This is a genomic window from Burkholderia sp. IMCC1007 (assembly GCF_027257875.1).
Taxonomy (GTDB): domain Bacteria; phylum Pseudomonadota; class Gammaproteobacteria; order Burkholderiales; family Burkholderiaceae; genus Burkholderia.
This window is the reverse complement of sequence record NZ_JAPVQY010000010.1, coordinates 81807-105604: the sequence shown is the minus strand read 5'-3', so window position 1 is coordinate 105604 and position 23798 is coordinate 81807. Positions and strand designations below refer to the sequence as shown.

General features: G+C 66.9%; 17 protein-coding genes and 1 pseudogene. 8 read left to right on the top strand and 10 right to left on the bottom strand.

What is annotated here, in order from left to right:
* Positions 1-15: 15 nt before the first annotated feature.
* Both O1Q03_RS12585 and O1Q03_RS12580 read right to left on the bottom strand, forming a co-directional pair.
* Positions 16-204, bottom strand: coding sequence for a hypothetical protein (locus O1Q03_RS12585; RefSeq protein ID WP_269503827.1), 189 nt, complete (start codon positions 202-204; stop codon positions 16-18).
* 252 nt (positions 205-456) lie between these two features.
* A complete protein-coding gene (locus tag O1Q03_RS12580; protein WP_269503825.1) occupies positions 457-1260 on the bottom strand; it encodes a transporter substrate-binding domain-containing protein in 804 nt (267 codons plus the stop codon).
* Positions 1261-1409: 149 nt separating this feature from the next.
* Between O1Q03_RS12580 and hemE the strand changes: the two genes are divergently transcribed.
* The 4 genes from hemE to O1Q03_RS12560 all read left to right on the top strand — a co-directional run bounded on the left by hemE (position 1410) and on the right by O1Q03_RS12560 (position 10825).
* Positions 1410-2504 carry a uroporphyrinogen decarboxylase gene (gene hemE / locus O1Q03_RS12575; RefSeq protein WP_332112526.1) on the top strand — a complete coding sequence of 365 codons (1095 nt, stop codon included), beginning with the start codon at positions 1410-1412 and terminating at the stop codon, positions 2502-2504.
* 448 nt (positions 2505-2952) lie between these two features.
* The gene (locus O1Q03_RS12570) at positions 2953-5214 is read left to right on the top strand and encodes a primosomal protein N' (protein WP_269503823.1); all 2262 of its coding nucleotides are present in this window, start codon (positions 2953-2955) and stop codon (positions 5212-5214) included.
* Positions 5215-5668: 454 nt separating this feature from the next.
* The gene (gene putA, locus O1Q03_RS12565; protein WP_269503822.1) at positions 5669-9601 is read left to right on the top strand and encodes a trifunctional transcriptional regulator/proline dehydrogenase/L-glutamate gamma-semialdehyde dehydrogenase; all 3933 of its coding nucleotides are present in this window, start codon (positions 5669-5671) and stop codon (positions 9599-9601) included.
* 84 nt (positions 9602-9685) lie between these two features.
* The gene (locus O1Q03_RS12560) at positions 9686-10825 is read left to right on the top strand and encodes a branched-chain amino acid ABC transporter substrate-binding protein (RefSeq protein WP_269503821.1); all 1140 of its coding nucleotides are present in this window, start codon (positions 9686-9688) and stop codon (positions 10823-10825) included.
* A 200-nt stretch (positions 10826-11025) separates the two neighbouring features.
* On the opposite strand, the gene O1Q03_RS12555 is transcribed toward O1Q03_RS12560, so the two are convergent.
* From O1Q03_RS12555 to O1Q03_RS12530, 6 genes are all read right to left on the bottom strand, one after another.
* Positions 11026-11436: a hypothetical protein gene (locus tag O1Q03_RS12555; protein ID WP_269503820.1), complete on the bottom strand. Its 411-nt coding sequence runs from the start codon at positions 11434-11436 to the stop codon at positions 11026-11028.
* Positions 11429-12097, bottom strand: a complete 669-nt coding sequence (locus tag O1Q03_RS12550) for a M35 family metallo-endopeptidase (protein ID WP_269503818.1) — start codon at positions 12095-12097, stop codon at positions 11429-11431. Before O1Q03_RS12550 ends, O1Q03_RS12555 begins: the two co-directional genes overlap by 8 nt.
* Before the next feature lie 4 nt (positions 12098-12101).
* Complete coding sequence (locus tag O1Q03_RS12545) at positions 12102-12647, bottom strand: PAAR domain-containing protein (protein WP_269503817.1); 546 nt, start codon at positions 12645-12647, stop codon at positions 12102-12104.
* Between the two features lie 10 nt (positions 12648-12657).
* Entirely contained in the window at positions 12658-13317 is a 660-nt protein-coding gene (locus O1Q03_RS12540; protein WP_269503816.1) for a PAAR domain-containing protein, read from the bottom strand.
* A 322-nt stretch (positions 13318-13639) separates the two neighbouring features.
* The gene (locus O1Q03_RS12535; RefSeq protein WP_269503815.1) at positions 13640-15151 is read right to left on the bottom strand and encodes an AMP-binding protein; all 1512 of its coding nucleotides are present in this window, start codon (positions 15149-15151) and stop codon (positions 13640-13642) included.
* 36 nt (positions 15152-15187) lie between these two features.
* Positions 15188-16840 (bottom strand): acyl-CoA dehydrogenase family protein, encoded by a 1653-nt coding sequence (locus tag O1Q03_RS12530; RefSeq protein ID WP_269503814.1) that lies wholly within the window; start codon positions 16838-16840, stop codon positions 15188-15190.
* Between the two features lie 108 nt (positions 16841-16948).
* Here O1Q03_RS12530 and O1Q03_RS12525 point away from each other — a divergent pair.
* The 3 genes and pseudogenes from O1Q03_RS12525 to O1Q03_RS12515 all read left to right on the top strand — a co-directional run.
* Positions 16949-17608: pseudogene (locus O1Q03_RS12525) on the top strand (TetR/AcrR family transcriptional regulator); the annotation flags it as partial.
* 267 nt (positions 17609-17875) lie between these two features.
* Complete coding sequence (locus O1Q03_RS12520; RefSeq protein ID WP_269503813.1) at positions 17876-19030, top strand: pyridoxal phosphate-dependent aminotransferase; 1155 nt, start codon at positions 17876-17878, stop codon at positions 19028-19030.
* 113 nt (positions 19031-19143) lie between these two features.
* A complete protein-coding gene (locus O1Q03_RS12515) occupies positions 19144-19932 on the top strand; it encodes an ABC transporter substrate-binding protein (protein ID WP_269503812.1) in 789 nt (262 codons plus the stop codon).
* A gap of 110 nt (positions 19933-20042) precedes the next feature.
* Here the strand turns inward: O1Q03_RS12515 and O1Q03_RS12510 are convergent, their stop codons facing one another.
* Both O1Q03_RS12510 and cadR read right to left on the bottom strand, forming a co-directional pair.
* A complete protein-coding gene (locus O1Q03_RS12510; protein WP_269503811.1) occupies positions 20043-20615 on the bottom strand; it encodes a PadR family transcriptional regulator in 573 nt (190 codons plus the stop codon).
* Positions 20616-20683: 68 nt separating this feature from the next.
* Complete coding sequence (cadR, locus tag O1Q03_RS12505; protein ID WP_269503810.1) at positions 20684-21115, bottom strand: Cd(II)/Pb(II)-responsive transcriptional regulator; 432 nt, start codon at positions 21113-21115, stop codon at positions 20684-20686.
* 80 nt (positions 21116-21195) lie between these two features.
* Here cadR and O1Q03_RS12495 point away from each other — a divergent pair, with 80 nt between their 5' ends.
* The gene (locus tag O1Q03_RS12495) at positions 21196-23796 is read left to right on the top strand and encodes a heavy metal translocating P-type ATPase (RefSeq protein WP_332112525.1); all 2601 of its coding nucleotides are present in this window, start codon (positions 21196-21198) and stop codon (positions 23794-23796) included.
* Positions 23797-23798: the final 2 nt, after the last annotated feature.

Genomic DNA, 23798 nt, shown 5'->3' with positions numbered 1-23798 from the left:
GCCATTGTGGGCGAATTAATCACCTGTCGCGGTAACAAAGTGTTTCAGGTTGTAACGCCCGCCAGATAAGGCTTTGCGGGATTTTTTGCTGTTTTCGGGGTCCTGATAAAGGCAATTTTTACCCTTCTTTTCGGCAGAGTTTTCATTGCATGCGCGCGATGCGTTTTTCGTGCGTTTTCGTGTCGGCGAATTGCCGATTTGCACGCCGGAAATCGCATCGCACGACAGATGCCACGTATGACGATTGATTCGTCAGAAAGATTTTGAAACGTGATCGGCGCACGCAACAGTCAGCCATTCGGCCAATTTCGCGATGATGCGCGATGCGGCGGGACGCCGATGTGTAACGGCAGTGAGCGTGCTGCAGCGGCCGCAGCACCGCCGAACGCTGCGATGCGGGCCGCGATTGCGGGGGTAGCGCCCGTCATCGAGCGCGTCCGCCGCGGCCGGCTCCGCTCACTTCAGCCACTTGTCGGAGATCGCCTGGTAGTCGCCGGCCGACAACGCGAGGTGCAGCCACTGGTCGACGTACTGCTGGAACACGACGTCGCCGCGCGGCACCATGTACGCCTTCTCGCCGAACTGGAACGGCTTGTCCGGATGCACCGAGCACAGGCCCGGATTCAGTTTTTGCTGCAGCAGCGTCTCGGATGCATCGGTCACCATCACGTCGGCCTTGCCCGCGAGGATCTGCTTGAAGATCGTCACGTTGTCCGGATAGACGGTCAGGTTCGCATGCGCGAAGAACTGCTTCGCAAAGCGCTCGTTGGTGCCGCCCGGATTCACGATCACGCGCGTCTCGGGCCGGTCGATCTGTGCGATCGTCTGGTACTTGTCGGCGTCGGCGCAGCGCGCGATCGGCGTCTTGCCGTCGACCACGTACGGCTGCGTGAAGAATGCGCGCTTCTGGCGCTCGAGCGTCGTCGACACGCCGCCCACCGCGATGTCGCACTTCGCAACGAAGTCGTTGGTGAGATTCGGCCAGCTCGTCTTCACGAACTCGGCCTTCACGCCGAGCGATTTCGCGAGCGATTCGGCCATGTCGATGTCGATGCCCTCGAAGCGGCCATCGGTCCGGTAGTACGAATACGGCTTGTAGTCGCCGGTCGTGCACACGCGCAACGTGCCGCGCGCGATCACGTCGTCGAGCCGCGAGCCGGCGGCGGGCGCGGCGACTGCGGCCGAACCGGCCTGCGCATACGCGACGGCGCTGCAGAGCATGGCAGCCGTCGCGAGCGCCAGCGTGGCAAACATCTTCATCGGTCTCCTCCTTCGTTCGGTTCGATATCAGCGTCCGATCATAACGGAGCCATCGCGCGCGTCATATGGCCGCCATCGCATCGGCATACGCAGCCGCGCGGCCCCGCTCCGGTAAAATGCCGCTTTGCCTTCGCATCGTCGCTCCTACCGTGGCCCATAACCTGCTCAACGACACCTTCCTGCGTGCGCTTCTGCGCGAGCCGACCGACTACACGCCGATCTGGCTGATGCGCCAGGCGGGCCGCTATCTGCCCGAATACAACGCGACCCGCGCACGCGCGGGCAGCTTCCTCGGCCTCGCGAAGAATCCCGACTACGCGACCGAAGTGACGCTGCAGCCGCTCGAGCGCTTTCCGCTCGACGCGGCGATCCTGTTCTCCGACATCCTGACGATTCCCGACGCGATGGGTCTCGGCCTCGACTTCCAGGTCGGCGAAGGGCCGAAGTTCGCGCACCCGGTGCGCACCGAGGCCGACGTCGCGAAGCTCGCGGTGCCGGATATCGAAGAGACGCTCGGCTACGTGACGGGCGCCGTGCGCGAGATCCGCCGCGCGTTGACCGATGCGCAGGGCCGCCAGCGCGTGCCGCTGATCGGCTTCTCGGGCAGCCCGTGGACGCTCGCGTGCTACATGGTCGAAGGCGGCGGCTCGGACGATTTCCGCACGGTGAAGTCGATGGCGTATTCGCGCCCCGACCTGATGCACCGGATCCTCGACGTGAATGCGCAGGCCGTGGCCGCGTACCTGAACGCGCAGATCGAAGCCGGCGCGCAGGCCGTGATGATCTTCGATACGTGGGGCGGCGCGCTGGCGGACGGCGCGTACCAGCGCTTCTCGCTGGACTACATTCGCCGCGTGGTCGCGCAGCTCAAGCGCGAGCACGACGGCGAGCGCGTGCCGGTGATCACGTTCACGAAGGGCGGCGGCCTGTGGCTCGAGGAAATCGCGGCGACGGGCGTCGACGCGGTCGGGCTCGACTGGACGGTCAACCTCGGCGCCGCGCGCGAGCGCGTGGGCGGCTGCGTCGCGCTGCAGGGCAACCTGGACCCGACGATCCTGTTTGCGCCGCCGGCTGCGGTGCGCGAACAGGCGCGCGCGGTACTCGACAGCTACGGCAATCATCCGGGCCACGTATTCAACCTCGGCCACGGGATTTCGCAGTTCACGTCGCCGGATCACGTCGCCGAACTGGTCGACGAAGTGCACAACCACAGCCGCGCGATCCGTAGCGGAGCGGCAGGCTGAACGCAAGGGCACTTATGCTGCACTGCGGGGTGACGGCGTTTCGCCGTCTGCGCTAAACAGGGCGCAACCCCGCACCGGTTGCCGATTCCTTGCTTGTCAAGACTTGACTTATGCACATTTTCCTCGTTGCAGCGCGGTAGAGCCCTGTATCGGTCGAATTGCCTCGCTATGGTTCGGTAATTTGAATAGCAGCCTTATGGAATAAGGCTTCGCGGGGCGCCGGAGCGGGCGGTCGAAAACAGCGGAAAGCGCGGCCCCGCGCGCTTCGCGGCTGTTGAACGGCGAGTTCTCAACAAAGTTATCCACAGGCTGGTCAGGGTATACGGCGATTCCTAATGCGAATCCAAAACTTAGCGCCGAATCTGAAGTTTTACTTTAAGTTCGCCACCTTGACGCGGACGCGGGTGCAAGTCGTCCGCATCGCCCGAGTCGCTGCCGGAGTGCAGTGATGGACGGTTCCTACCTGCGGGTCGCGCTCGACCATCCGCTCGCCACCCTGTTCGACTACCGCTGCGACGTGCAGCCGCCGCCCGAGCCCGGCACGCTCGTGCAAGTGCCATTCGGGAAGCGGCAGGCCGTCGGGCTGGTTTGCGAAGTAACGACTCACACCGACGTGCCGCCGTCCCGGCTGCGCGCGATCGACGCCATCTGCACCGAACTGCCGGCGCTGTCGGCGGACTGGCTCGCGCTCGTGTCGTTCGCGGCCGACTACTACCAGCGCGGCCGCGGTGAAGTCGCGCTGCCGGCGCTGCCGCAGGCGCTGCGCGACGCGCAGCGCTGGGGGCGGCTGCTCGCGCCCGAGGTGCGCTATCGGCTGACCGACGCCGGCTGCGCCGCGCTGCCCGATGCACTGCCCGCGCGCGGGGCCGCGCTGCGCCGGCTCGCGCAGGCGCTGGCCGACACCGATTCGCTGACGCTGCCCGATGCGCGCGTGTTGCACCCGAAGGCGGTCGCGACGCTCGACGACTGGGCGGCGCGCGGCTGGGTCGCCGTCGACGAAATCGGCTGGGCCGATACGCCTGTGCCCAAAGCTGTGGATAACCTGTCGACAACCGGTGGACGAACTGTGCCGCCGGCGCTCACTGATCAGCAGGCCGAGGCGCTGGACGCGATCCGCGCGGGCCAGGGATTCGCGCCGTTCCTGCTGCACGGCGTGACGGGCAGCGGCAAGACCGAGGTCTATCTGCACGCGCTGGCGGCGCTGCTCGACGCGCGGCCGGACGCCCAGGCGCTGGTGCTCGTTCCCGAAATCAACCTGACGCCGCAGTTCGAGGCCGCGTTTCGCGCGCGCTTCGCGGGCACGCTGGCCGACGACGCGATCGTCACGCTGCACAGCGGGCTCGCGGAAGGCGAGCGCGCGCGCAACTGGCTCGCCGCGCATACGGGCCGCGCGCGCATCGTGCTCGGCACGCGGCTCGCGGTGCTCGCATCGCTGCCGACGCTTGCGCTGATCGTCGTCGACGAGGAACACGAGCCTGCGTACAAGCAGCAGGAAGGGTTGCGCTATTCGGCGCGCGATCTTGCCGTCTGGCGCGCGAAACACCTCGGCATTCCGGTCGTGCTCGGCTCGGCGACGCCGTCGCTCGAGAGCTGGTGGCAGGCCGAGCAAGGCCGCTACACGCGGCTCACGCTGTCGCGCCGCGCGGTGGCCGACGCGACGCTGCCCACCGTGCGGCTGATCGATCTCGAAGAGGAGCGGCGGCGCGGGCGCGCGTCGATGGGCGGGCTGTCGGGGCCGCTCGTCGCGGCGCTGAAGGCGCGGCTCGAGCGCGGCGAGCAGAGCCTCGTATTCCTGAACCGACGCGGCTACGCGCCGCAGCTCGCGTGCGACGCATGCGGCTGGGTCGCCGGCTGCCCGCGCTGCAGCGCGTACGTCGTGCTGCACAAGCCCGAGCACGCGCTGCGCTGCCATCACTGCGGCTGGGAAGCACGCATTCCGCGCTCGTGCCCCGAGTGCGGGAACGTCGACATCGCGCCGCTCGGACGCGGCACGCAGCGCATCGAGGAGGCGCTCGCCGACGCCGTGCCGGGCGCGCGCGTGTTGCGGATCGACGCGGACAGCACGCGCCGCAAGGGCAGTGCTCAGGCGCTTTTCTCGGACGTGCATGCCGGGGAAGTCGACATTCTCGTCGGCACGCAGATGATCGCGAAGGGGCACGACTTCCAGCGCGTGTCGCTCGTCGGCGTGCTCAACGCCGATACGGCGCTGTTCTCGCACGACTTCCGCGCGAGCGAGCGGTTGTTCGCGCAGCTGATGCAGGTGAGCGGCCGCGCGGGGCGCGCCGGGCTGCCGGGAGAGGTGATGGTGCAGACGCGCTACCCGCGTCACGCGCTGTATCACGCGCTCGGGCGGCAGGATTACGTCGGCTTCGCGAATTCGACGCTCGGCGAGCGCCGCGACGCGCATCTGCCGCCGTTCGTTTACCAGGCGCTGCTGCGCGCCGAGGGGCGCACGCTGGACGCGGCGCTCGCGTTCCTGCAGCAGGCGGCCGCCGCGCTGCCGGGGCTGCCGGGCGCCGACCGCGTGACCGTGTACGACGCGGTGCCGATGACGATCGTGAAGGTCGCGAACGTCCATCGCGCGCAACTGCTGCTCGAAAGCGCGTCGCGGGCCGCACTGCAGCATGCGCTGCGCGCATGGCAGCCGGAGTTGCGTGCGCTGAAGGGCGTGCTGCGGTGGAGCGTCGAGGTGGATCCGCTGGATATCTGAGCTGTGTCGCGGCCGCGGTCGTCGTGCCGTGCGCTGCGGTGGGACGCCGGACCGGCGGACTCGGCGGACTCAGCGGACTCAGCGGACTCAGCGGACTCGGCGGACTCGGCGGACGCAGCGGACCTTGCCGACCCACTCACGATTCCCAAAGCCGAGGCTTCTCCGACCGCCAGCTCGCGACACCCGTCGCCAACCCAGTGCAACCCGTTTTTCCCCTCCGCATGGCACACAAAAGGTTGCCCACGCGTGTCAAACCACCCCGATCAGGGAAAACACCGATCCGCCGACCACGGGCAACCCCTAGGTTGCAACTGCCTAAGTGTCTGATTATATTGACTAAGATGTAGGTGCAACCGATCTCTCAATTTGGTTGCACCTTTTTATTGCGTGCCGTAGGATTTCGCGCATCCTCTCACACCACATTGCCGGGCTCGCACCGGCGCACGAACCCACCATGGCAAGCACGACTCTCGGCGTCAAAGTCGACGACCTTCTCCGTTCGCGCCTGAAAGACGCGGCGGCGCGTCTCGAGCGCACTCCCCACTGGCTGATCAAGCAGGCGATCTTCGCGTATCTGGAGCGGATCGAGCACGGCCAGCTGCCGCCCGAGCTGTCGGGCAACAGCGGCGTGACGGAACTCGCCGACGGCCAGTCGACCGACGGCGACGACGACAACTCGCCGCATCCGTTCCTCGAGTTCGCGCAGAACGTGCAGCCGCAATCGGTGCTGCGCGCGGCGATCACGGCCGCGTATCGCCGTCCCGAGCCGGAATGCGTGCCGTTCCTGCTCGGCCAGGCGCGCCTGCCGGCGCACCTGCAGGCCGACGTGCAGACGCTCGCCACGACGCTCGTCGAGGCGCTGCGCGAGAAGAGCTCGGGCGGCGGTGTCGAAGGGCTGATCCACGAGTTCTCGCTGTCGAGCCAGGAAGGCGTCGCGCTGATGTGCCTCGCCGAAGCGCTGCTGCGCATTCCCGATCGCGCGACGCGCGATGCGCTGATCCGCGACAAGATCAGCAAGGGCGACTGGCGCTCGCACGTCGGCCACGCGCCGTCGCTGTTCGTGAACGCGGCGACCTGGGGGCTGATGATCACCGGCAAGCTCGTGACGACCAACAGCGAAGCGGGCCTGTCGTCGGCGCTCACGCGCCTGATCGGCCGCGGCGGCGAGCCGCTGATCCGCAAGGGCGTCGACATGGCGATGCGCCTGATGGGCGAGCAGTTCGTCACCGGCGAAACGATTTCCGAAGCGCTCGCGAACAGCCGCAAGTACGAAGCACGCGGCTTCCGCTACTCGTACGACATGCTCGGCGAAGCGGCGACGACCGAAGAGGACGCGCAGCGCTACTACGCGTCGTACGAGCAGGCGATCCACGCGATCGGCAAGGCGGCCGGCGGCCGCGGCATCTACGAAGGCCCGGGCATCTCGATCAAGCTGTCGGCGCTGCACGCGCGCTACTCGCGCTCGCAGCAGGACCGCACGATGAGCGAGCTGCTGCCGCGTGTGCGCGCGCTGGCACTCCTCGCGCGCCGCTACGACATCGGCCTGAACATCGACGCGGAAGAAGCCGACCGTCTCGAACTGTCGCTCGACCTGCTCGAGGCGCTGTGCTTCGATCCGGAGCTCGCAGGCTGGAACGGCATCGGCTTCGTCGTGCAGGGCTACCAGAAGCGCTGCCCGTTCGTGATCGACTACCTGATCGATCTCGCGCGCCGCAGCCGTCACCGCCTGATGATCCGTCTGGTGAAGGGCGCGTACTGGGACACCGAAATCAAGCGGGCGCAGGTCGACGGTCTCGAAGGCTATCCGGTCTACACGCGCAAGATCTACACGGACGTGTCGTACCTCGCGTGTGCGAAGAAGCTGCTCGCGGCGCCCGACGCCGTGTATCCGCAGTTCGCGACGCACAACGCGTATACGCTCGCCGCGATCTATCACCTGGCCGGCCAGAACTACTACCCGGGCCAGTACGAATTCCAGTGCCTGCACGGGATGGGCGAGCCGCTGTACGAGGAAGTCACGGGCCGCGACAAGCTGAACCGTCCGTGCCGCGTGTACGCACCGGTCGGCACGCACGAAACGCTGCTCGCGTACCTCGTGCGCCGTCTGCTGGAGAACGGCGCGAACACGTCGTTCGTGAACCGCATCGCGGACAAAACCGTGTCGGTGAAGGAACTGGTCGCCGATCCGGTCGACGAAGCGTCGAAGGTCGTGCCGCTCGGCGCGCCGCACGCGAAGATCCCGCTGCCGCGCCACCTGTACGGCGACGAGCGTCCCAACTCGATGGGCCTCGACCTGTCGAACGAACACCGCCTCGCGTCGCTGTCGTCCGCGCTGCTCGCGAGCGCGCACCACCCGTGGCGCGCCGCGCCGATGCTTGCCGACGATGCGCTCGCCGACGCACCGGCGCGCGACGTGCGCAACCCGGCCGATCTGCGCGACATCGTCGGGACGGTCAGCGAAGCGACGTCCGAACACGTGAGCGCGGCGCTCGCGCACGCGGTGGCCGCCGCGCCGATCTGGCAGGCGACGCCGGTCGATGCGCGCGCCGACTGCCTGGTGCGCGCGGCCGACCTGCTCGAAGCGCAGATGCACACGCTGATGGGCCTGATCGTGCGCGAAGCCGGCAAGTCGCTGCCGAACGCGATCGCCGAAATCCGCGAAGCGGTCGACTTCCTGCGCTACTACGCCGCGCAGATCCGCGACGAGTTCTCGAACGACACGCACCGTCCGCTCGGCCCGGTGGTCTGCATCAGCCCGTGGAACTTCCCGCTCGCGATCTTCATGGGCCAGGTGGCCGCGGCGCTGGCCGCCGGCAACACGGTGCTCGCGAAGCCGGCGGAACAGACGCCGCTGATCGCAGCCCAGGCCGTGCGCCTGCTGCGCGAGGCCGGCGTGCCGGCCGGCGCGGTTCAGCTGCTGCCGGGCACGGGCGAGACCGTCGGCGCGGCGCTGGTCGCCGATGCGCGCACGCGTGCGGTGATGTTCACCGGTTCGACCGAAGTCGCGCGCCTGATCAACAAGACGCTGTCCGCGCGCCTCGACCCGGACGGCAAGCCGATTCCGCTGATCGCCGAAACGGGCGGCCAGAACGCGATGATCGTCGACTCGTCGGCGCTCGCGGAGCAGGTCGTCGCGGACGTGATGCAATCGTCGTTCGACTCGGCCGGTCAACGGTGTTCGGCGCTGCGCGTTCTGTGTCTGCAGGACGACGTCGCGGATCGCACGCTGACGATGCTCAAGGGCGCGATGCACGAACTGGCGCTCGGCAACCCGGACCGCCTGTCGACGGACGTCGGCCCGGTGATCGACGCCGAAGCGAAGCAGACGATCGACACGCACGTCGCGTCGATGAAGGAGAAGGGCCACGCGGTCACGCAACTGCCGGCGCCGGAAGCCTGCGCGCACGGCACGTTCGTGCCGCCGACGCTGATCGAGATCGGCAGCATCGACGAGCTCAAGCGTGAAGTGTTCGGCCCCGTGCTGCACGTGGTGCGCTACCGTCGCAGCCAGCTCGACAAGCTGCTCGAGCAGATCCGCGCGACCGGTTACGGCCTGACACTCGGTATCCACACGCGGATCGACGAGACGATCGCGCACGTGGTCTCGAATGCGCACGTCGGCAACATCTATGTGAACCGCAACGTGATCGGCGCGGTGGTCGGCGTGCAGCCGTTCGGCGGCGAAGGGCTGTCGGGCACGGGCCCGAAGGCCGGCGGCGCGCTGTATCTGCAGCGCCTGCTCGCGACGCGTCCGTCGGGCCTGCCGCGTTCGCTCGCGCAGGCGCTGATCGCGGACGGCGCGGTCGCGGGCGAGCAGCGCGGCAATCCGGCGTCGGCGCTCACCGCGCTGCGCGACTGGCTGATCGAGCAGCGCGAGCCGGCGCTGGCCGCACGCTGCGACGGTTATCTCGCGCAAGTGCCGGCCGGTGCAACCGCGGTGCTGAACGGCCCGACGGGCGAGCGAAACACGTATACACTCGGCCCGCGCGGCACGGTGCTGTGTGTCGCGGCGACGCCGGGCGGCGCCCGCGCGCAGTTCGCGGCGGTGCTGGCGACGGGCAACCGCGCACTATTCGCCGGTGCGGCGGGCGAGGCGCTGGTGGCTGCGCTGCCGGCTGCGCTGAAGGCCCATGCGGCCGTGCGCAAGCAGGCCGACGCGCCGTTCGACGCGGTGCTGTTCGAAGGCGACAGCGACGAACTGCAGAAGCTCGTGAAGGACGTCGCGCAGCGGCCGGGCCCGATCGTGTCGGTGCAGGGCGTGTCGGCGGGCGCGTTCGAGAACGGCGATGCGGAAGACTACGCGCTCGAGCGGCTGCTGACCGAGCGCTCGGTGAGCGTGAACACGGCCGCGGCGGGCGGCAATGCGAATTTGATGACGATCGGCTGATCACCCTTGCCGTTCGGATCAACCAAAGGAAGCGGCAAGGCGATCCCGAAGCCGCTCCATTTACCCTGGTACCAAGGAGATGCTATGCAACACACGATGAAAAAGCTGGCAGGCGCGACGTTTGTCGCCGTCATGTCGCTGGCGGGGACGGCTCACGCGGACGACGTGAAGATCGGTTACGCAGGGCCGATGACGGGTGCCCAGGCACACTACGGCAAGGATATGCAGAACGGGATCGTGCTCGCGCTGGAAGACTTCAACGCGACGAACCCGAAGATCGGCGGCAAGCCGGTGAAGTTCGCGCTCGAGACGCAGGACGACCAGGCTGATCCGCGCACCGGCACGACGGTTGCGCAGAAGCTGGTCGACGACGGCATCAAGGGCATGCTCGGCCACTTCAACTCGGGCACGACGATTCCCGCGTCGCGCATCTACGCGAACGCCGGCATTCCGGAAATCGCGATGGCGACGGCGCCGGAATACACGCAGCAAGGCTACAAGACGACCTTCCGCATGATGACGTCCGACACGCAGCAGGGCTCGGTGGCGGGCACGTTCGCGTCGAAGGATCTCGGCCTGAAGAAGATCGCGATCGTCGACGACCGCACGGCCTACGGCCAGGGTCTCGCCGACCAGTTCGAGAAGGCTGCGAAGGCCGGCGGCGCGACGATCGTCGACCGTGAATTCACGAACGACAAGGCGGTCGACTTCAAGGCAATCCTGACCAAGATCAAGTCGGCGAGGCCGGACCTCGTCTACTACGGCGGCGCGGATTCGCAGGCAGCGCCGATGGTCAAGCAGATGAAGACGCTCGGCATCACCGCACCGCTGATGAGCGGCGAAATGGTGAAGACGCCGACGTTCCTGAAGATCGCGGGCACCGCGGCCGAAGGCACGATCGCGTCGCTGGCCGGTCTCCCGCTCGACGAAATGCCGGGCGGCAAGCCGTACGCCGACAAGTACAAGAAGCGCTTCGGCGAAGACGTGCAGACCTACTCGCCGTACGCGTACGACGGCGCGATGGCGATGCTCAACGCGATGAAGAAGGCCGATTCGACCGATCCGGCGAAGTACCTGCCGGTGCTCGCGAAGACCGACATGGCCGGCGTCACGTCGACGCACGTCGCGTACGACGCGAAGGGCGACCTGAAGAACGGCGGCATCACGATGTACAAGGTCGAGAAGGGCGAGTGGAAGCCGCTGAAGAGCATCGGCGGGAAGTAAGCAGTACGTGAGTCGCAGGCGGCGTCGAACGGCGCCGCCGCGCGCGGCATGCGAAAAAGCCATCGGGCCGCCGGGTTCGGTGGCTTTTTGTTTGGTGGTACACGGCTGGCAGGCCATATGGACTTTGCCGGCGATGGTGGAGCAGGCCTGCCACATATGTACGTCAAGGCCATATTGTCGTGACTGGCGGCAGTATGACGTTATTTGCCATCGCAGCACTTGTTAGGGCAATCGGGCAGGAAGGAAATTTCCACGCGCCGCCCATTGTCGACGTCGCCATGCGAATAAATGCGGGCGCTCGTCTTGATGGTCCCGCGTAAAAAGCCTAGTTGCTCCAGCAGCGCATGCGCGGTTTGCATTCTTGATTGCGCAAGGGCAAGTGCGCTCTGTTCACCTTCCTCGGCATGGCCACTAATCAGTGTTGTTTCTTTGGTGAAGTGCTGTGCGTAATTGATTTTTTGATCGGTTGTCCATTTTGCAATGCGGACAATCTCGGAATTCGATATGTGCGAGCTATCTCTCGAGAAGTAGATATCGACGTTCTCGCTGGCGATGCATGCAAATGTCGGATTGGAGGCGAGAAGGGTTAGGGTCAGAATAAACTTAAACATTGTAAATTACGTATCCTGCAATACTGTCAGCATTGTTGATTGCTTGATTCGAGTTTTCCGCTCCCAGCGTCAAGCATTCCTCCATAAAGTATCGATGGTCCCTGGTTCCCATTGTGTCGTCAAAGTGACTCACCTCATGAATCAGAGTGGAAACCATGGAATCCTTTTCCCACGAGAAATCGCGCATTGTACAAAAATCAGAATGTATTGCGATTGTGTGGGTCGCGGTATCCGGCGAGCACACTGATGCTGCGACTCCAGATTTATTCGGATTTGGAACGCACCCAATGTGCTTGAAGCGCGCGCTGTCCCAGCGCGTAAAATTATATCCTGTGAGTGTTTTTAGTACTCGGGAAATTGCAGTCAGCCCTGTCAATAGTGTCGTGCGGGTGCTTTCGTCTGTTTTGCCGAACCACTGTAGTACGCGTGCTCTATCAACGTCGGACCAGCGCTGCAAATCCTTGATTCTTTGATCCACGAGAGCAGCGGCACGATCACACTTGCTCAATACCATTTCTCGGAATTCCTTGTTTGTCATGTTCTGACATATTTTGTCGGTATTGATCGTTATTTCCACCATCGATCCGGGATTGGTGTTGGTGACTGCACCCGAGTGTACGAGGAACCATTCTTCATCATCATTTACATCGAAATTGTTCATTATTTTAATGTTCCGTCGTATAGATTTTCAGGGTTGCCGAGGCATCGGTAACGATTCGACGTGTCTGACCCGCCGTATCGGTGGTGCCTGCGAAGATCTGCCCGGTGTCGGCAACGATTCGATAGCCGATGTTCGCGAGCGGGCGGCGGGTGTCATCGAGCAACGTGAATTGCTCGTCGTGTACGGCAGCCGATCGAGCAAACTGCCTGTCGGCTGCATCAGGTTTGCGCGCATTCAGCGTCGCAGTCTCTTCCGCAGTGAAAATCATCCGCATGCCGCGTTCAGCGTAGAAGATCGGCGGTGGATTGCATCCGCAGACATTGATATCCCCGCTCAACGCCCATTGTTTCCCGTTCGGGCCGGTACCAGGCCAGCGCGGTCCTTGCGGTGCGATGTATCCTTCACGCTTGCAGGCCGAACAGTAGGTCTTCATGCCGACCGTGGCGATAGGGACGCTGGGTGGCGGATCGGAACAGGTTACGGTGTCGAGGCCTTCGATAATCACGGCATCCCCGGCGCGGTCGCCTTCGGCAAGAAAGTAGCGGATCATCGGAGCCGCCTCAGCGGGACATGGGCGAGTGCGCGACAACGCGAAATATGGCGGACGACGCTATGCCGTGTCGCTCCGGACTGTCCGTGATCGTGTCTCCGTTATCGAGTTCACTGCCAACGAACGCGAGCGGTGCGAAGTCGGACGCGTCGGCCAAACCCAGACCGCTTATAACGCGCGCGGTTGAACCGTCCGGATAGTGGATGAGGTCGCCCACTGTCGCAGCTTTGCCCAAGTGCGGCGCCACGTCCCATGTGCTGGACGGCTCGCGCAATGCGCCGCCGCGCGCTGTCGTCGCACCACGAACCGCTAGTCTGTAGGCGGGCGGAGCGGGCGGCGCCACATAGGTCGGATCGAACAGCCCTGCAACGCTTTGCCCCTCGCACACGTGAATCCCCAATGAGCTGCGCAGCGTTTCGGTAATACGATCACCGTTGCTCAATCGGCTGCCGACCAGCGCGAACGATTTGCCCCCGCTGTGGCTGTTTCCCGCGCCATCAATAATCACGGCCTCGCTGCCGTCGTCGTAGGTCACTACGTCCCCGACGCAGGCCACCTCTAGCCCAGCCAGCGTGAGGCCACTGGTTGCTGTGGTGATGCGTCCGCCGCGTTCCGTGAGTGCACCAACGGTGGCGAAAAGATGGGTCGGTGCTTTGTGTTCGTTTTTCATCCGGCTTCCCTGTCTCGGTAAATGGAATGACTGCCTAGAGAAGCTATTCCAGATAAGAAACGTCGATCAATCGGACGAATATGATTCGGTGCCGGTAACTCGTATTACATGTTCAATTCCACCTAGTGCATCGGCCGCGGATGCGAGAGTGCGTTGGTCGGGTGACGCGGCCGTGCGCTTCCCTGCAGGGCGTTACGCATTCTCCCGTTATTTAGGAACCCGAGGGACGCGTGGATAAGGAATGGTGCCTATCCCGCTTTTAGGGTTCGCAAGGGGAACACGAGTGCGTGAGTTGTAAGTGCGCTGGCGCAATCGTGGATACTTAGTCCCTGCGCCGCGTGCGCAGCAGGAATTTCTGCAGCTTGCCCGTCGGTGTGCGCGGCAGCGTTTCCGCGAACACGAATTCGCGCGGGATCTTGTACGCGGCGAGCCGCTCGCCGCAGAACGCGCGCAGCGCGTCCGCGTCGTGCGCGGCCCCGGCGCGCATCACGACGTGCGCGACGACCGTTTCGCCCCAGTCCGGATGCGCGACACCCACGACCGCCGCTTCCGCGATCGCCGGATGCGCGGCAAGCACGTCCTCCACTTCCTTCGAATAAACGTTCTCGCCGCCCGTCACGATCATGTCCTTGATCCGATCGACGATGAACAGATAGCCATCCTGATCGATGCGTGCGATGTCGCCGGTGCGATACCAGCCGTCCGGCGCGAATGCGGCGCGGGTTGCGGCCGCATCGTCGAGATAGCCGAGCATCATGCTGTCGGCCTTCAGCCAGATTTCGCCGGTGTCGCCCGGCAGCGCGTCCGTGCCGTTGCTCCGCACGACCCGCAGGTCGACGCCCGGGCCGCCGTGGCGGCCGATCGACCCGGCCTTCGCGATCTGCTCGTCGGGATACAACGTGGTGCCGGCCGGGCCCGTTTCCGTCATCCCGTAGACCTGGAAGAACGCGCTGCTGCGATACGCGCGTGCGAGCCGCTCGGCCTGCTCCGCACCGATCGGGCCGCCGCCGTACAGCCATGCGCGCACGCTCGACAGGTCGAACGCCGCGAAGCGCTCGAGCGTGTCGAGCGGCAGCGTGTACGACACCGGCGCGCCGAAATACAGCGTCACGCGTTCACGTTCGATCGCCTCCAGGAAGCGCAGCGGATGGTATTCGCGCAGCAGCACCACGGTGCCGCCCGCGTACAGCGTGCCGCCGAACCAGTTGTTCAGCGGTGACGAATGCCAGATCGGCATCGCCATCAGCGTGCGCTCGTTGCGGCCGATACCGATCGCGAGCGCGGCCGACATCGCCGCGAACGTCACCGTGCGGTGGCTGTGCACGCAGCCTTTCGGGCGGCCGGTCGTGCCGGACGTGTAGAGGATCTGCGCGACGTCGCCGTCGGCGGGCTCGATGCCCGCGATGCCATCCATCGTCGCGCGCATCGCGTCGAAGTTAGGCACGCCATCGGCGTCGCCTTCCGTGACGAGCCGCCGCGCCGGATGGATCACACGGGCGAGTACCGGCGCGAGCGCCGCGTCGAACAGGATCACCTTGCTGCGGCTGTGCTCGAGCACGTAGTCGACTTCCGGCGCCTGCAGCTTGTGGTTGACCGGCACGAACGCGGCGCCGAGCCGCCACGCACCGAACATCAGGTCGACGAACGCGGGCGTGTTCAGGCACATCGCGGCGACGCGGTCACCGGCCGCGACGCCGAGCGCGCTCAGCACGGCCGCCGCGCGATGCGAGCGCTCGCGGGCGGCAGCGTACGTGATCGTCGTGTCGTCGTGGATCAGGAACGGCTTGTCGGGCGTCGCGCGGGCGGCGCGATCGAGGGCGGCGACGAGGTTCATTGAGCCTCCTGGCGAGGAGAAGGAGCGAGCAAGGTGTCAGGCCGGGTACGCGCGCTGCAGCAGCGCGGCGACGTCGATCGCTTGCGGATCGAAGCCGCCCGCGATGCGGCCCCAGTCGGGCGCGGCGAGCCGCGTTGCGATGAACGCGTCGGCGACGGCCGGCGGCGCATCGCGACGCAGCAGGCACGCCTGCGCGACGAGCGCGAGCCGCTGCGCGAACACGCGGGCCGACGCCTCGAGCGTGTCGGCCGGTGCCGCGAGCATCGCGCGCAGCGCGTCGAGCGCCGCGCGGATGCGCGGTTCGCCCGCGCCGAGATCGGACAGCTCGGCGAGCAGCGCGGCGGCCGCATCGGGCTCGCGCGACACCGCGCGCAGCACGTCGAGGCACATCACGTTGCCGGAGCCTTCCCAGATCGAGTTGACCGGCGCCTCGCGGAACAGGCGCGCGATCGGGCCGTCGTCGACGTAGCCGTTGCCGCCGAACACTTCCATCACTTCGCCGCTCAATTCGACCGCGCGCTTGCAGACCCAGAATTTGGCGGCGGGCGTGACGATCCGCTTCCACGCGCGTTCACGCGGCGTGTCGTCGCGCTCGAACGCATCGGCCAAACGCATCGCCAGCGCAAGGGCGGCTTCGCTTTCGAGCGCGAGATCGGCGAGCACGGTGCGCATCAGCGGCTGCTCGGCGAGCGCGCGGCCGAATGCGTGGCGCTGCCGCGTGTACGCGATCGCCTGCACGACGCCCTGGCGCAGCATCGCGGCGCTGCCGAGCACGCAGTTCAGCCGCGTGTAGGTGGCCATCTCGATGATGGTCGGAATCCCGCGGCCTTCGTCGCCGAGCATGATGCCCCACGCGTCGTTCAGCTCGATTTCGCTGCTCGAATTGCTGCGGTTGCCCACCTTGTTCTTCAGCCGCTGGATCTCGACCGCGTTCTTCGTGCCGTCCGGTCGCCAGCGCGGCACGTAGAAGCACGACGGGCTGCCGCCCTCGGTGTGCGCGACGACGAGGTGCGCGTCGCACATCGGCGCGGAGAAGAACCACTTGTGGCCGCGCAGCCGGTATTCGCCGCCGCGCCCGCCCGCGCCGGTCGCGGTGGCGAGCGTCGTGTTCGCGCGCACGTCGGAGCCGCCCTGTTTCTCGGTCATCCCCATGCCGAACCAGAGCGCGCGCTTGTCGGCGACCGGCACGTCGCGCGGATCGTAGTCGTCGCTGTACAGCTTGTCGCGCAGCAGCGCCCACAGCGCGGGCTCCTTCTGCAGCACGGGAATCGCGGCCTGCGTCATCGTCGCCGGGCACAGCGTGCCGGCCTCGATCTGGCCGTGCAGGTAGAAGCCGGCCGCGGTCGCGGCCCAGCGGCCGGGGCGCGCATCGCGGAACGCGAGCGACACGAAGCCTTCGTGGCGATACATCCCGAGCAGCGTGTGCCATGCCGGATGGAAGTCGACGCGGTCGATGCGCCGGCCGCGGCGGTCGAACGCGTTCAGCTCCGGCGTATGGCGATTCGCGTCGTCGGCGAGCTGCGCGGTGTCGGCGCTGCCGAGCCGCGCGCCGTACGCGTCGAGCCGCGGCACGGCCCAGTCGGCGCCCGCGCGGGCGAGCGCCTCGCGCAGCGCGGCGTCCGTCGCGAAGAGGTTATAGTCGACCAGTTCGTCGAACTGGTTCGTGACGGCATGGGTCGATTCGGTCATCGGGTTGTCTCCGGTCTCATGCTTCGCGGTCGGTGGGCCCGCCGGGCGTCGCGTGCCTGTGCCGGCGTCCGGTCAAACGCGTATCCGCTGAATTTCAGAGTAGCAAATATGCCGCCGCGACATGTTCAGGTTCCGGCGCCGCCCGGCCAGCCGGCGGCGCAACCCGCGCCCGCGTTGCGCCGCCGGCCGCGCCAGTCGCGCGCGCAGGCCACGTCCGATGCGCTTCAGCAGGCGTTCGTTCAGCTTTTGCTCGAGCGCGGCTATGCGAAGGCGACGATCCGCGAGATCGCGGCCGTCGCAGGCGTGAGCATCGGCACCTTCTACGAATACTTCGGCGACAAGCAAAGCCTCGCCGCGCTGTGCATTCACCGGCGCGTGCTCGCGCTGGCCGACCGGCTGCGCGACGCGGCAAACGGGTTGCGCGGCGCGCCGTGCGCCGAACTCGCGGCCGCGCTCGTCGACCTGCAGCTCGACGCGATCGGCGCGGACGCCGCGCTGTGGAGCGCGCTGTTCGCACTGGAGCGGCAAGTGTCGCCGCTCGCCGCGTACCGCCGGCACTACGACGCCTACGTCGCGCTGTGGCGCGACGCGCTTGCGCAGGCCGCCGATCCGCCGCCGGCCGAACGGCTCGACGGGCTCGCGCGGATGGCGCATACGGTCTGCTACGGCGGCGTGTCGCAGGCGCTGCTGACGCTCGGGCCGGCACTCGACTTCGGCGCGCTGCGTGGCGAGCTGCACACGCTGCTGCGTGCGTATCTGGCGGCCAGCCCCACGAATGAATTTCCCAAGCAGGGAACGCACGTTCGCAAGCCCGCTATTAGCGTGAACAGGCCGTAGGGGTAATGCCCGATTCGCATGCGCTGCGCACAGCGCCATCGTGGCGCTGAGCCTTTTATGTCGTGAGCCATGAGGAAAATGCATGGCCGCCATGACGAACTTTCGATTGTCCGCCGATATTGGCTGGGGCTAAATCATGCGCATGTGCAGGACCGCGCTTCGTGCGGGCCCGCCCGAAGGACATCAGAAGGAGGAGTCATGCGAAGCGCCACCACGCCCCGTTCGAAGCTGCCTGACGTCGGGACGACGATCTTCACGGTGATCGGCCAGCTTGCCGCACAGCACGATGCGCTGAACCTGTCGCAGGGTGCGCCGAATTTCGCGCCGGATCCCGCGCTCGTCGAGGGCGTCGCACGCGCGATGCGCGACGGCCACAACCAGTACGCGCCGATGGCCGGCATCGTGTCGCTGCGCGAGCGGCTCGCGGAAAAGACCGAAGCGCTGTACGGCGCGCGCTACGACCCGGACACCGAGATCACGGTGATCGCGAGCGCGAGCGAAGGGCTCTACGCCGCGATCAGCGCGCTCGTGCATCCGGGCGACGAAGTGATCTATTTCGAGCCGTCGTTCGACAGCTACGCACCGATCGTGCGGATGCAGGGCGCAACGCCGGTCGCGATCAAGCTGTCGCCCGAGCATTTCCGCGTGAACTGGGACGAGGTCGCCGCCGCGATCACGCCGCGCACGCGGATGATCATCGTGAACACGCCGCACAACCCGACCGCGACCGTATTCTCCGCCGACGATCTCGAACGGCTCGCGCAGCTCACGCGCAATACCGATATCGTCGTGCTGTCCGACGAGGTCTACGAGCACGTCGTGTTCGACGGCGCGCAGCACCAGAGCGTCGCGCGTCACCGCGAGCTGGCCGAGCGCAGCGTGATCGTGTCGTCGTTCGGCAAGTCGTTTCACGTGACGGGCTGGCGCGTCGGCCACTGCATCGCGCCGGCTGCGCTGATGGACGAGATCCGCAAGGTGCACCAGTTCATGGTGTTCTCGGCCGATACGCCGATGCAGGTCGCGTTCGCGGAAATCCTCGCGCGACCGGAAAGCTATCTCGGCCTGTCGGCGTTCTACCAGGCCAAGCGCGACCTGCTCGCGCGCGAGCTGGCCGATTCACGCTTCGAGCTGCTGCCGAGCGAAGGCTCGTTCTTCATGCTCGCGCGGTTCAGGCACTTCTCGGACGAAAGCGACAGCGATCTCGTGCTGCGGCTGATCCGCGAAGCGCGCGTCGCGACGATTCCGCTGTCGGCGTTCTACACCGACGGCAGCGACGCGGGCGTGATCCGGCTCAGTTTCTCGAAGGACGACGCGACGCTGATCGAAGGCGCGCGGCGGTTGCGCTCGCTGTAAATCGCGGGCACGGCCCGCACCCAAGCAGGCGACGTATACGTCGCACGGAAAGCCACGGATGGGCCGCCGCACGTGCCGACGCACGGCTGCGGTCGACAAGTCAGGAGATCACGATGAAACACGGACACACCCTGAAACTCGCGTTCGCATTCGCGTGCGCGCTCGGCTCCGGTGCGGCGCTCGCCGACGGGCAGACGCTGCGCTTCGGCCTCGAGGCGCAGTACCCGCCGTTCGAATCGAAGGCGCCGAACGGCGAGCTGCAGGGCTTCGACATCGACGTCGGCAACGCCGTCTGCCGGACGGCGAAGCTGTCGTGCAAGTGGGTCGAGACGTCGTTCGACGGGCTGATTCCCGCGCTGCAAGGCCGCAAGTTCGACGCGATCAACTCGGCGATGAACGCGACCGAGCAGCGGCGCCAGGCAATCGACTTCACGACGATCATCTACCGCGTGCCGACGCAGCTGATCGCGCGCACCGGCAGCGGCCTGCTGCCGACGCCGGAATCGCTGAAGGGCAAGCGCGTCGGCGTACTGCAGGCGTCGATCCAGGAAACCTACGCGAAGGCGCACTGGGAGCCGGCCGGCGTGTCCGTCGTCGCGTACCAGGATCAGAACCAGGCATACGCCGATCTCGTGGCGGGCCGCCTCGACGCGACGCTGGTGCTCGCGCCGGCCGGCCAGCGCGGCTTCCTGTCGCGTCCGGACGGCAAGGGTTTCTCGTTCGTCGGTCAGCCGGTGCGCGACGACAAGATCCTCGGCAGCGGGATCGCGTTCGGGCTGCGCAAGGGCGACGACGCGCTGAAGACCAAACTCGATGCGGCGATCGACAAGCTGAAGGCGGACGGCACGGTGAAGTCGCTGGGCCAGAAGTACTTCGGCAATATCGACATCTCGACGCAGTAAGCGCGGAAGCGGGTGGCCGCGATGGCCGTCGCGATGCCTGACGGACCGTGGACGCGCGGCGCGCGCGTTCGCCGTCAAGCCGGCTGGTCAGCTAGTCAGCTGGTCGACCGTCAGCCGTCGACCCAGCGCAGCGCGCCGATCTTCAGGTGTTCGACGACGCTGCGCGCCCAGTCGAGTTCCGCATTGAGCAGCACGAGCGCGTGCTCGTTCTGCAGCAGGAACAGGCGTGGCACCTGATCGTTCTGCGCGGCGTTGCGCAGCGATTCGAGGCGTTCGCGTTCGGCTTCGAGCGCGACGATGCGACGCTCGAGCTGGTGACGCGCATCTTCGGCGTCAAGCAGCGGCAGGAATGCGAGGCCGGCGCCGAACGCCGGGAACTCGCGCGCGGGCTCGGCGAGCAGCGCATGCAGCCATGCCTGCCCGGCCGCGTGTCCGGTTTCGGTGAGCGTGTACAACGTGCGCTCGGGAAACGCGCCGTCGCGCTCGGTGTCGTGCACGGCGATCAGCCCGTCGCGCAGCAGCCGGTCGATCGTCTGGTAGAGGCTCGTGCGCTGCCGCACGTTGACGACTTCGTCGTAACCGCGGGCCTTCAACTGCTGCAGCATTCCGTACGGATGCATCGGCGTTTCGGTCAGCGTCGCGAGGACCGCGAGCGCAAGCGGAGACGGGCGACTCGATGTCATGAATAGTTCGATTATGTCTAGTAAGAATATGACTAGTATTAACTAGGCTATCAGATTCGACAAGGGTTTCAGCCGAGGTGTGAGCGCTTCGCGGCCGGGGCGACGGTCTCCATCGTCGTCAGGCCATGCACGATGCCGCAGTCTTCGACGGAATGTTCGCCCACGCATTGACGTCGCAATTCGGTGAGCTGGTCGCGCAGATGCGTGAGTTCCGCGAGGCGTGCGTCGACGTGGCCGATGTGCTCGTCGAGCAGCGAGTTGACCGAATCGCACGGGTCGGCCGGCGTGTCGGTGAGCTGCAGCAGCGCGCGGATTTCGTCGTGCGCCATGTCGAGCGCGCGGCAGTTGCGAATGAAGCGCAGCCGCTCGACGTGCACGTCGGTGTAGTTCCGGTAGTTGGAATCGGTACGCTCCGCATCCGGCATCAGCCCCTCCTTCTCGTAGAAGCGGATCGTTTCAGGCGTGCAGCGGGCCGCTTTCGCCAGTTCGCCGATCTTCATGGCTTTCTCCTTGTAAGGCTTGACCTTGTAGTGGCTTCAGGGTGTTAACTCTACATCGTCTAGCCATAGAGGAGGTTGTCATGACCGACGCCCAGCGTCCCCACGACCCACGACACCGTCATGCCGACGGCGCCGAGACCTGCTGCGCGGGCGCACGCGACACGCAGGCGGCGACGGTCGACGACGCGGCGTCGGCGGCCGGCGAGCACGCGCATGGCGACGGCGCATCGCGCGGTGCGCAGCCGCGTGGCTGCGGCCATGATCACGATCAGGCGTTCGCCGACGGGACGGGGCACGATCACGGCCGCGGCGACCACGGCGACCACGCACACGGCGACCACGGCGACCACGCACACGGCGACGGGCATGGGCACGGAGCGGCGTGTTCGCATGACCATCCTCCGCATGACCACGCCGGCCACGCCGGCCACGCCCACGCCCACGCCCACGCCCACGCCCACGACCACGCGGCCGGCGACTGCTGCGCGCCCGCCGCGCTGGCCCTCGCGCCGCTTCCGGTCGCGCGCGCGACCGCATCGGGTCACGTGCGCTCCGCGTTCCGGATCATGCAGATGGACTGCCCGACCGAGGAAACGTTGATCCGCAAGAAACTCGGCGGCATGCAGCAGGTATCGGCGCTCGAATTCAACCTGATGCAGCGGATGCTCACCGTCGACCACGTGCCTGGCACGCAGCCGGCGATCGAAAGCGCGATCCGCTCGCTCGGCATGACGCCGGAAGCCGCGTCGGCCGACGCACCGGCAGCGCCCAGCGCGCCGCCGCCCGCGAAGCCGTGGTGGCCGCTCGCGCTGGCCGGTGTCGCGGCGCTCGCGTCCGAAGCGGCGACCTGGGCCGGCCTGCCGGTGTGGCTGTCGGCCGCGCTCGCGCTTGCGGCGGTGCTCGCCTGCGGGCTGACCACCTACAAGAAAGGCTGGATCGCGATCCGCAACGGCAACCTGAACATCAACGCGCTGATGAGCATCGCGGTGACCGGCGCGATGGCGATCGGCCAATGGCCGGAAGCCGCGATGGTGATGGTGCTGTTCACGATCGCCGAACTGATCGAGGCGAAGTCGCTCGATCGCGCGCGCAATGCGATCCAGGGCCTGATGCGGCTCGCCCCCGACACCGCGACCGTGCAGGACGCCGATGGCGCGTGGCGCACCGTCGAAGCCGCACAGGTCGCGCTCGGCGCGGTGGTGCGCGTGAAGCCGGGCGAGCGGATCGGGCTGGACGGCGAAGTCGTCGCGGGCCGCTCGACGGTGAACCAGGCGCCGATCACCGGCGAGAGCCTGCCGGTCGAGAAGGCGGCCGGCGACGCCGTGTATGCCGGCACGATCAACGAGTCGGGTTCGTTCGACTATCGCGTGACGGCGGTCGCGGCCAACTCGACGCTCGCGCGGATCATCCACGCGGTCGAGGAAGCGCAGGGCGCGAAGGCGCCGACGCAGCGTTTCGTCGACCAGTTCGCACGCATCTATACGCCGATCGTGTTCGCGATCGCGCTGCTGGTCGCGGTGGTGCCGCCGCTCGTGCTGGGCGGCGCGTGGCACGACTGGATCTACCGCGCGCTGGTGCTGCTCGTGATCGCGTGCCCGTGTGCGCTCGTGATCTCGACGCCAGTGACGATCGTGTCGGGCCTCGCGGCCGCGGCGCGTCGCGGGATTCTCGTGAAGGGCGGCGTCTATCTGGAAGAAGGCCGCAAGCTCGCGTGGCTCGCGCTCGACAAGACCGGCACGATCACGCACGGCAAGCCGGTGCAGACCGACTTCGGTCTGCATGCCGCCGACGTCGACGCGGCGCAGGTGCGTCAGCTCGGCGCGAGCCTCGCGGCGCGCTCCGATCACCCGGTGTCGCAGGCGATTGCAGCAGCGGCCCGCGAGGCGCGCACGGCAGCGTTCGCCGATGTAGAGGATTTCGAAGCAATCGTCGGGCGCGGCGTGCGCGGTACGATCGACGGCGCGCGCTACTGGCTCGGCAACCACCGGCTCGTCGAGGAACTCGAACGCTGCTCGCCGGCGCTGGAGGCGAAGCTCGATGCGCTCGAGCGGCAGGGCAAGAGCGTCGTGATGCTGGTCGACGACACGCGCGTGCTCGGCATCTTCGCGGTCGCCGACACGATCAAGGACACGAGCCGCGCGGCGATCGCCGACCTGCACGCGCTCGGCATCCGCACCGCGATGCTGACCGGCGACAACCCGCACACCGCACAGGCGATCGCGCAGCAGGCCGGCATCGACGATGCGCGCGGCAACCAGTTGCCGGAAGACAAGCTCGCAGCGGTCGAGGAACTGGCGGCCGGCGGCGCGGGCGCGGTCGGGATGGTCGGCGACGGGATCAACGATGCGCCCGCGCTCGCGCGTGCCGACATCGGTTTCGCGATGGGCGCAATGGGCACCGACACGGCGATCGAGACGGCCGACGTCGCATTGATGGACGACGACCTGCGCAAGATTCCCGCGTTCGTGCGGCTGTCGCGTGCGACCCATCGCGTGCTGGTGCAGAACATCGGTTTCGCGCTCGGCGTGAAAGTCGTGTTCCTCGGCCTCACGGTCGCGGGGCTCGGCACGATGTGGATGGCCGTGTTCGCCGACGCGGGCGCGAGCCTGATCGTCGTCGGCAACGGCTTGCGGCTGCTGTCGAAGGCGGGCGTGTTCGACGGCTCGCACACGCAGCGATGAGG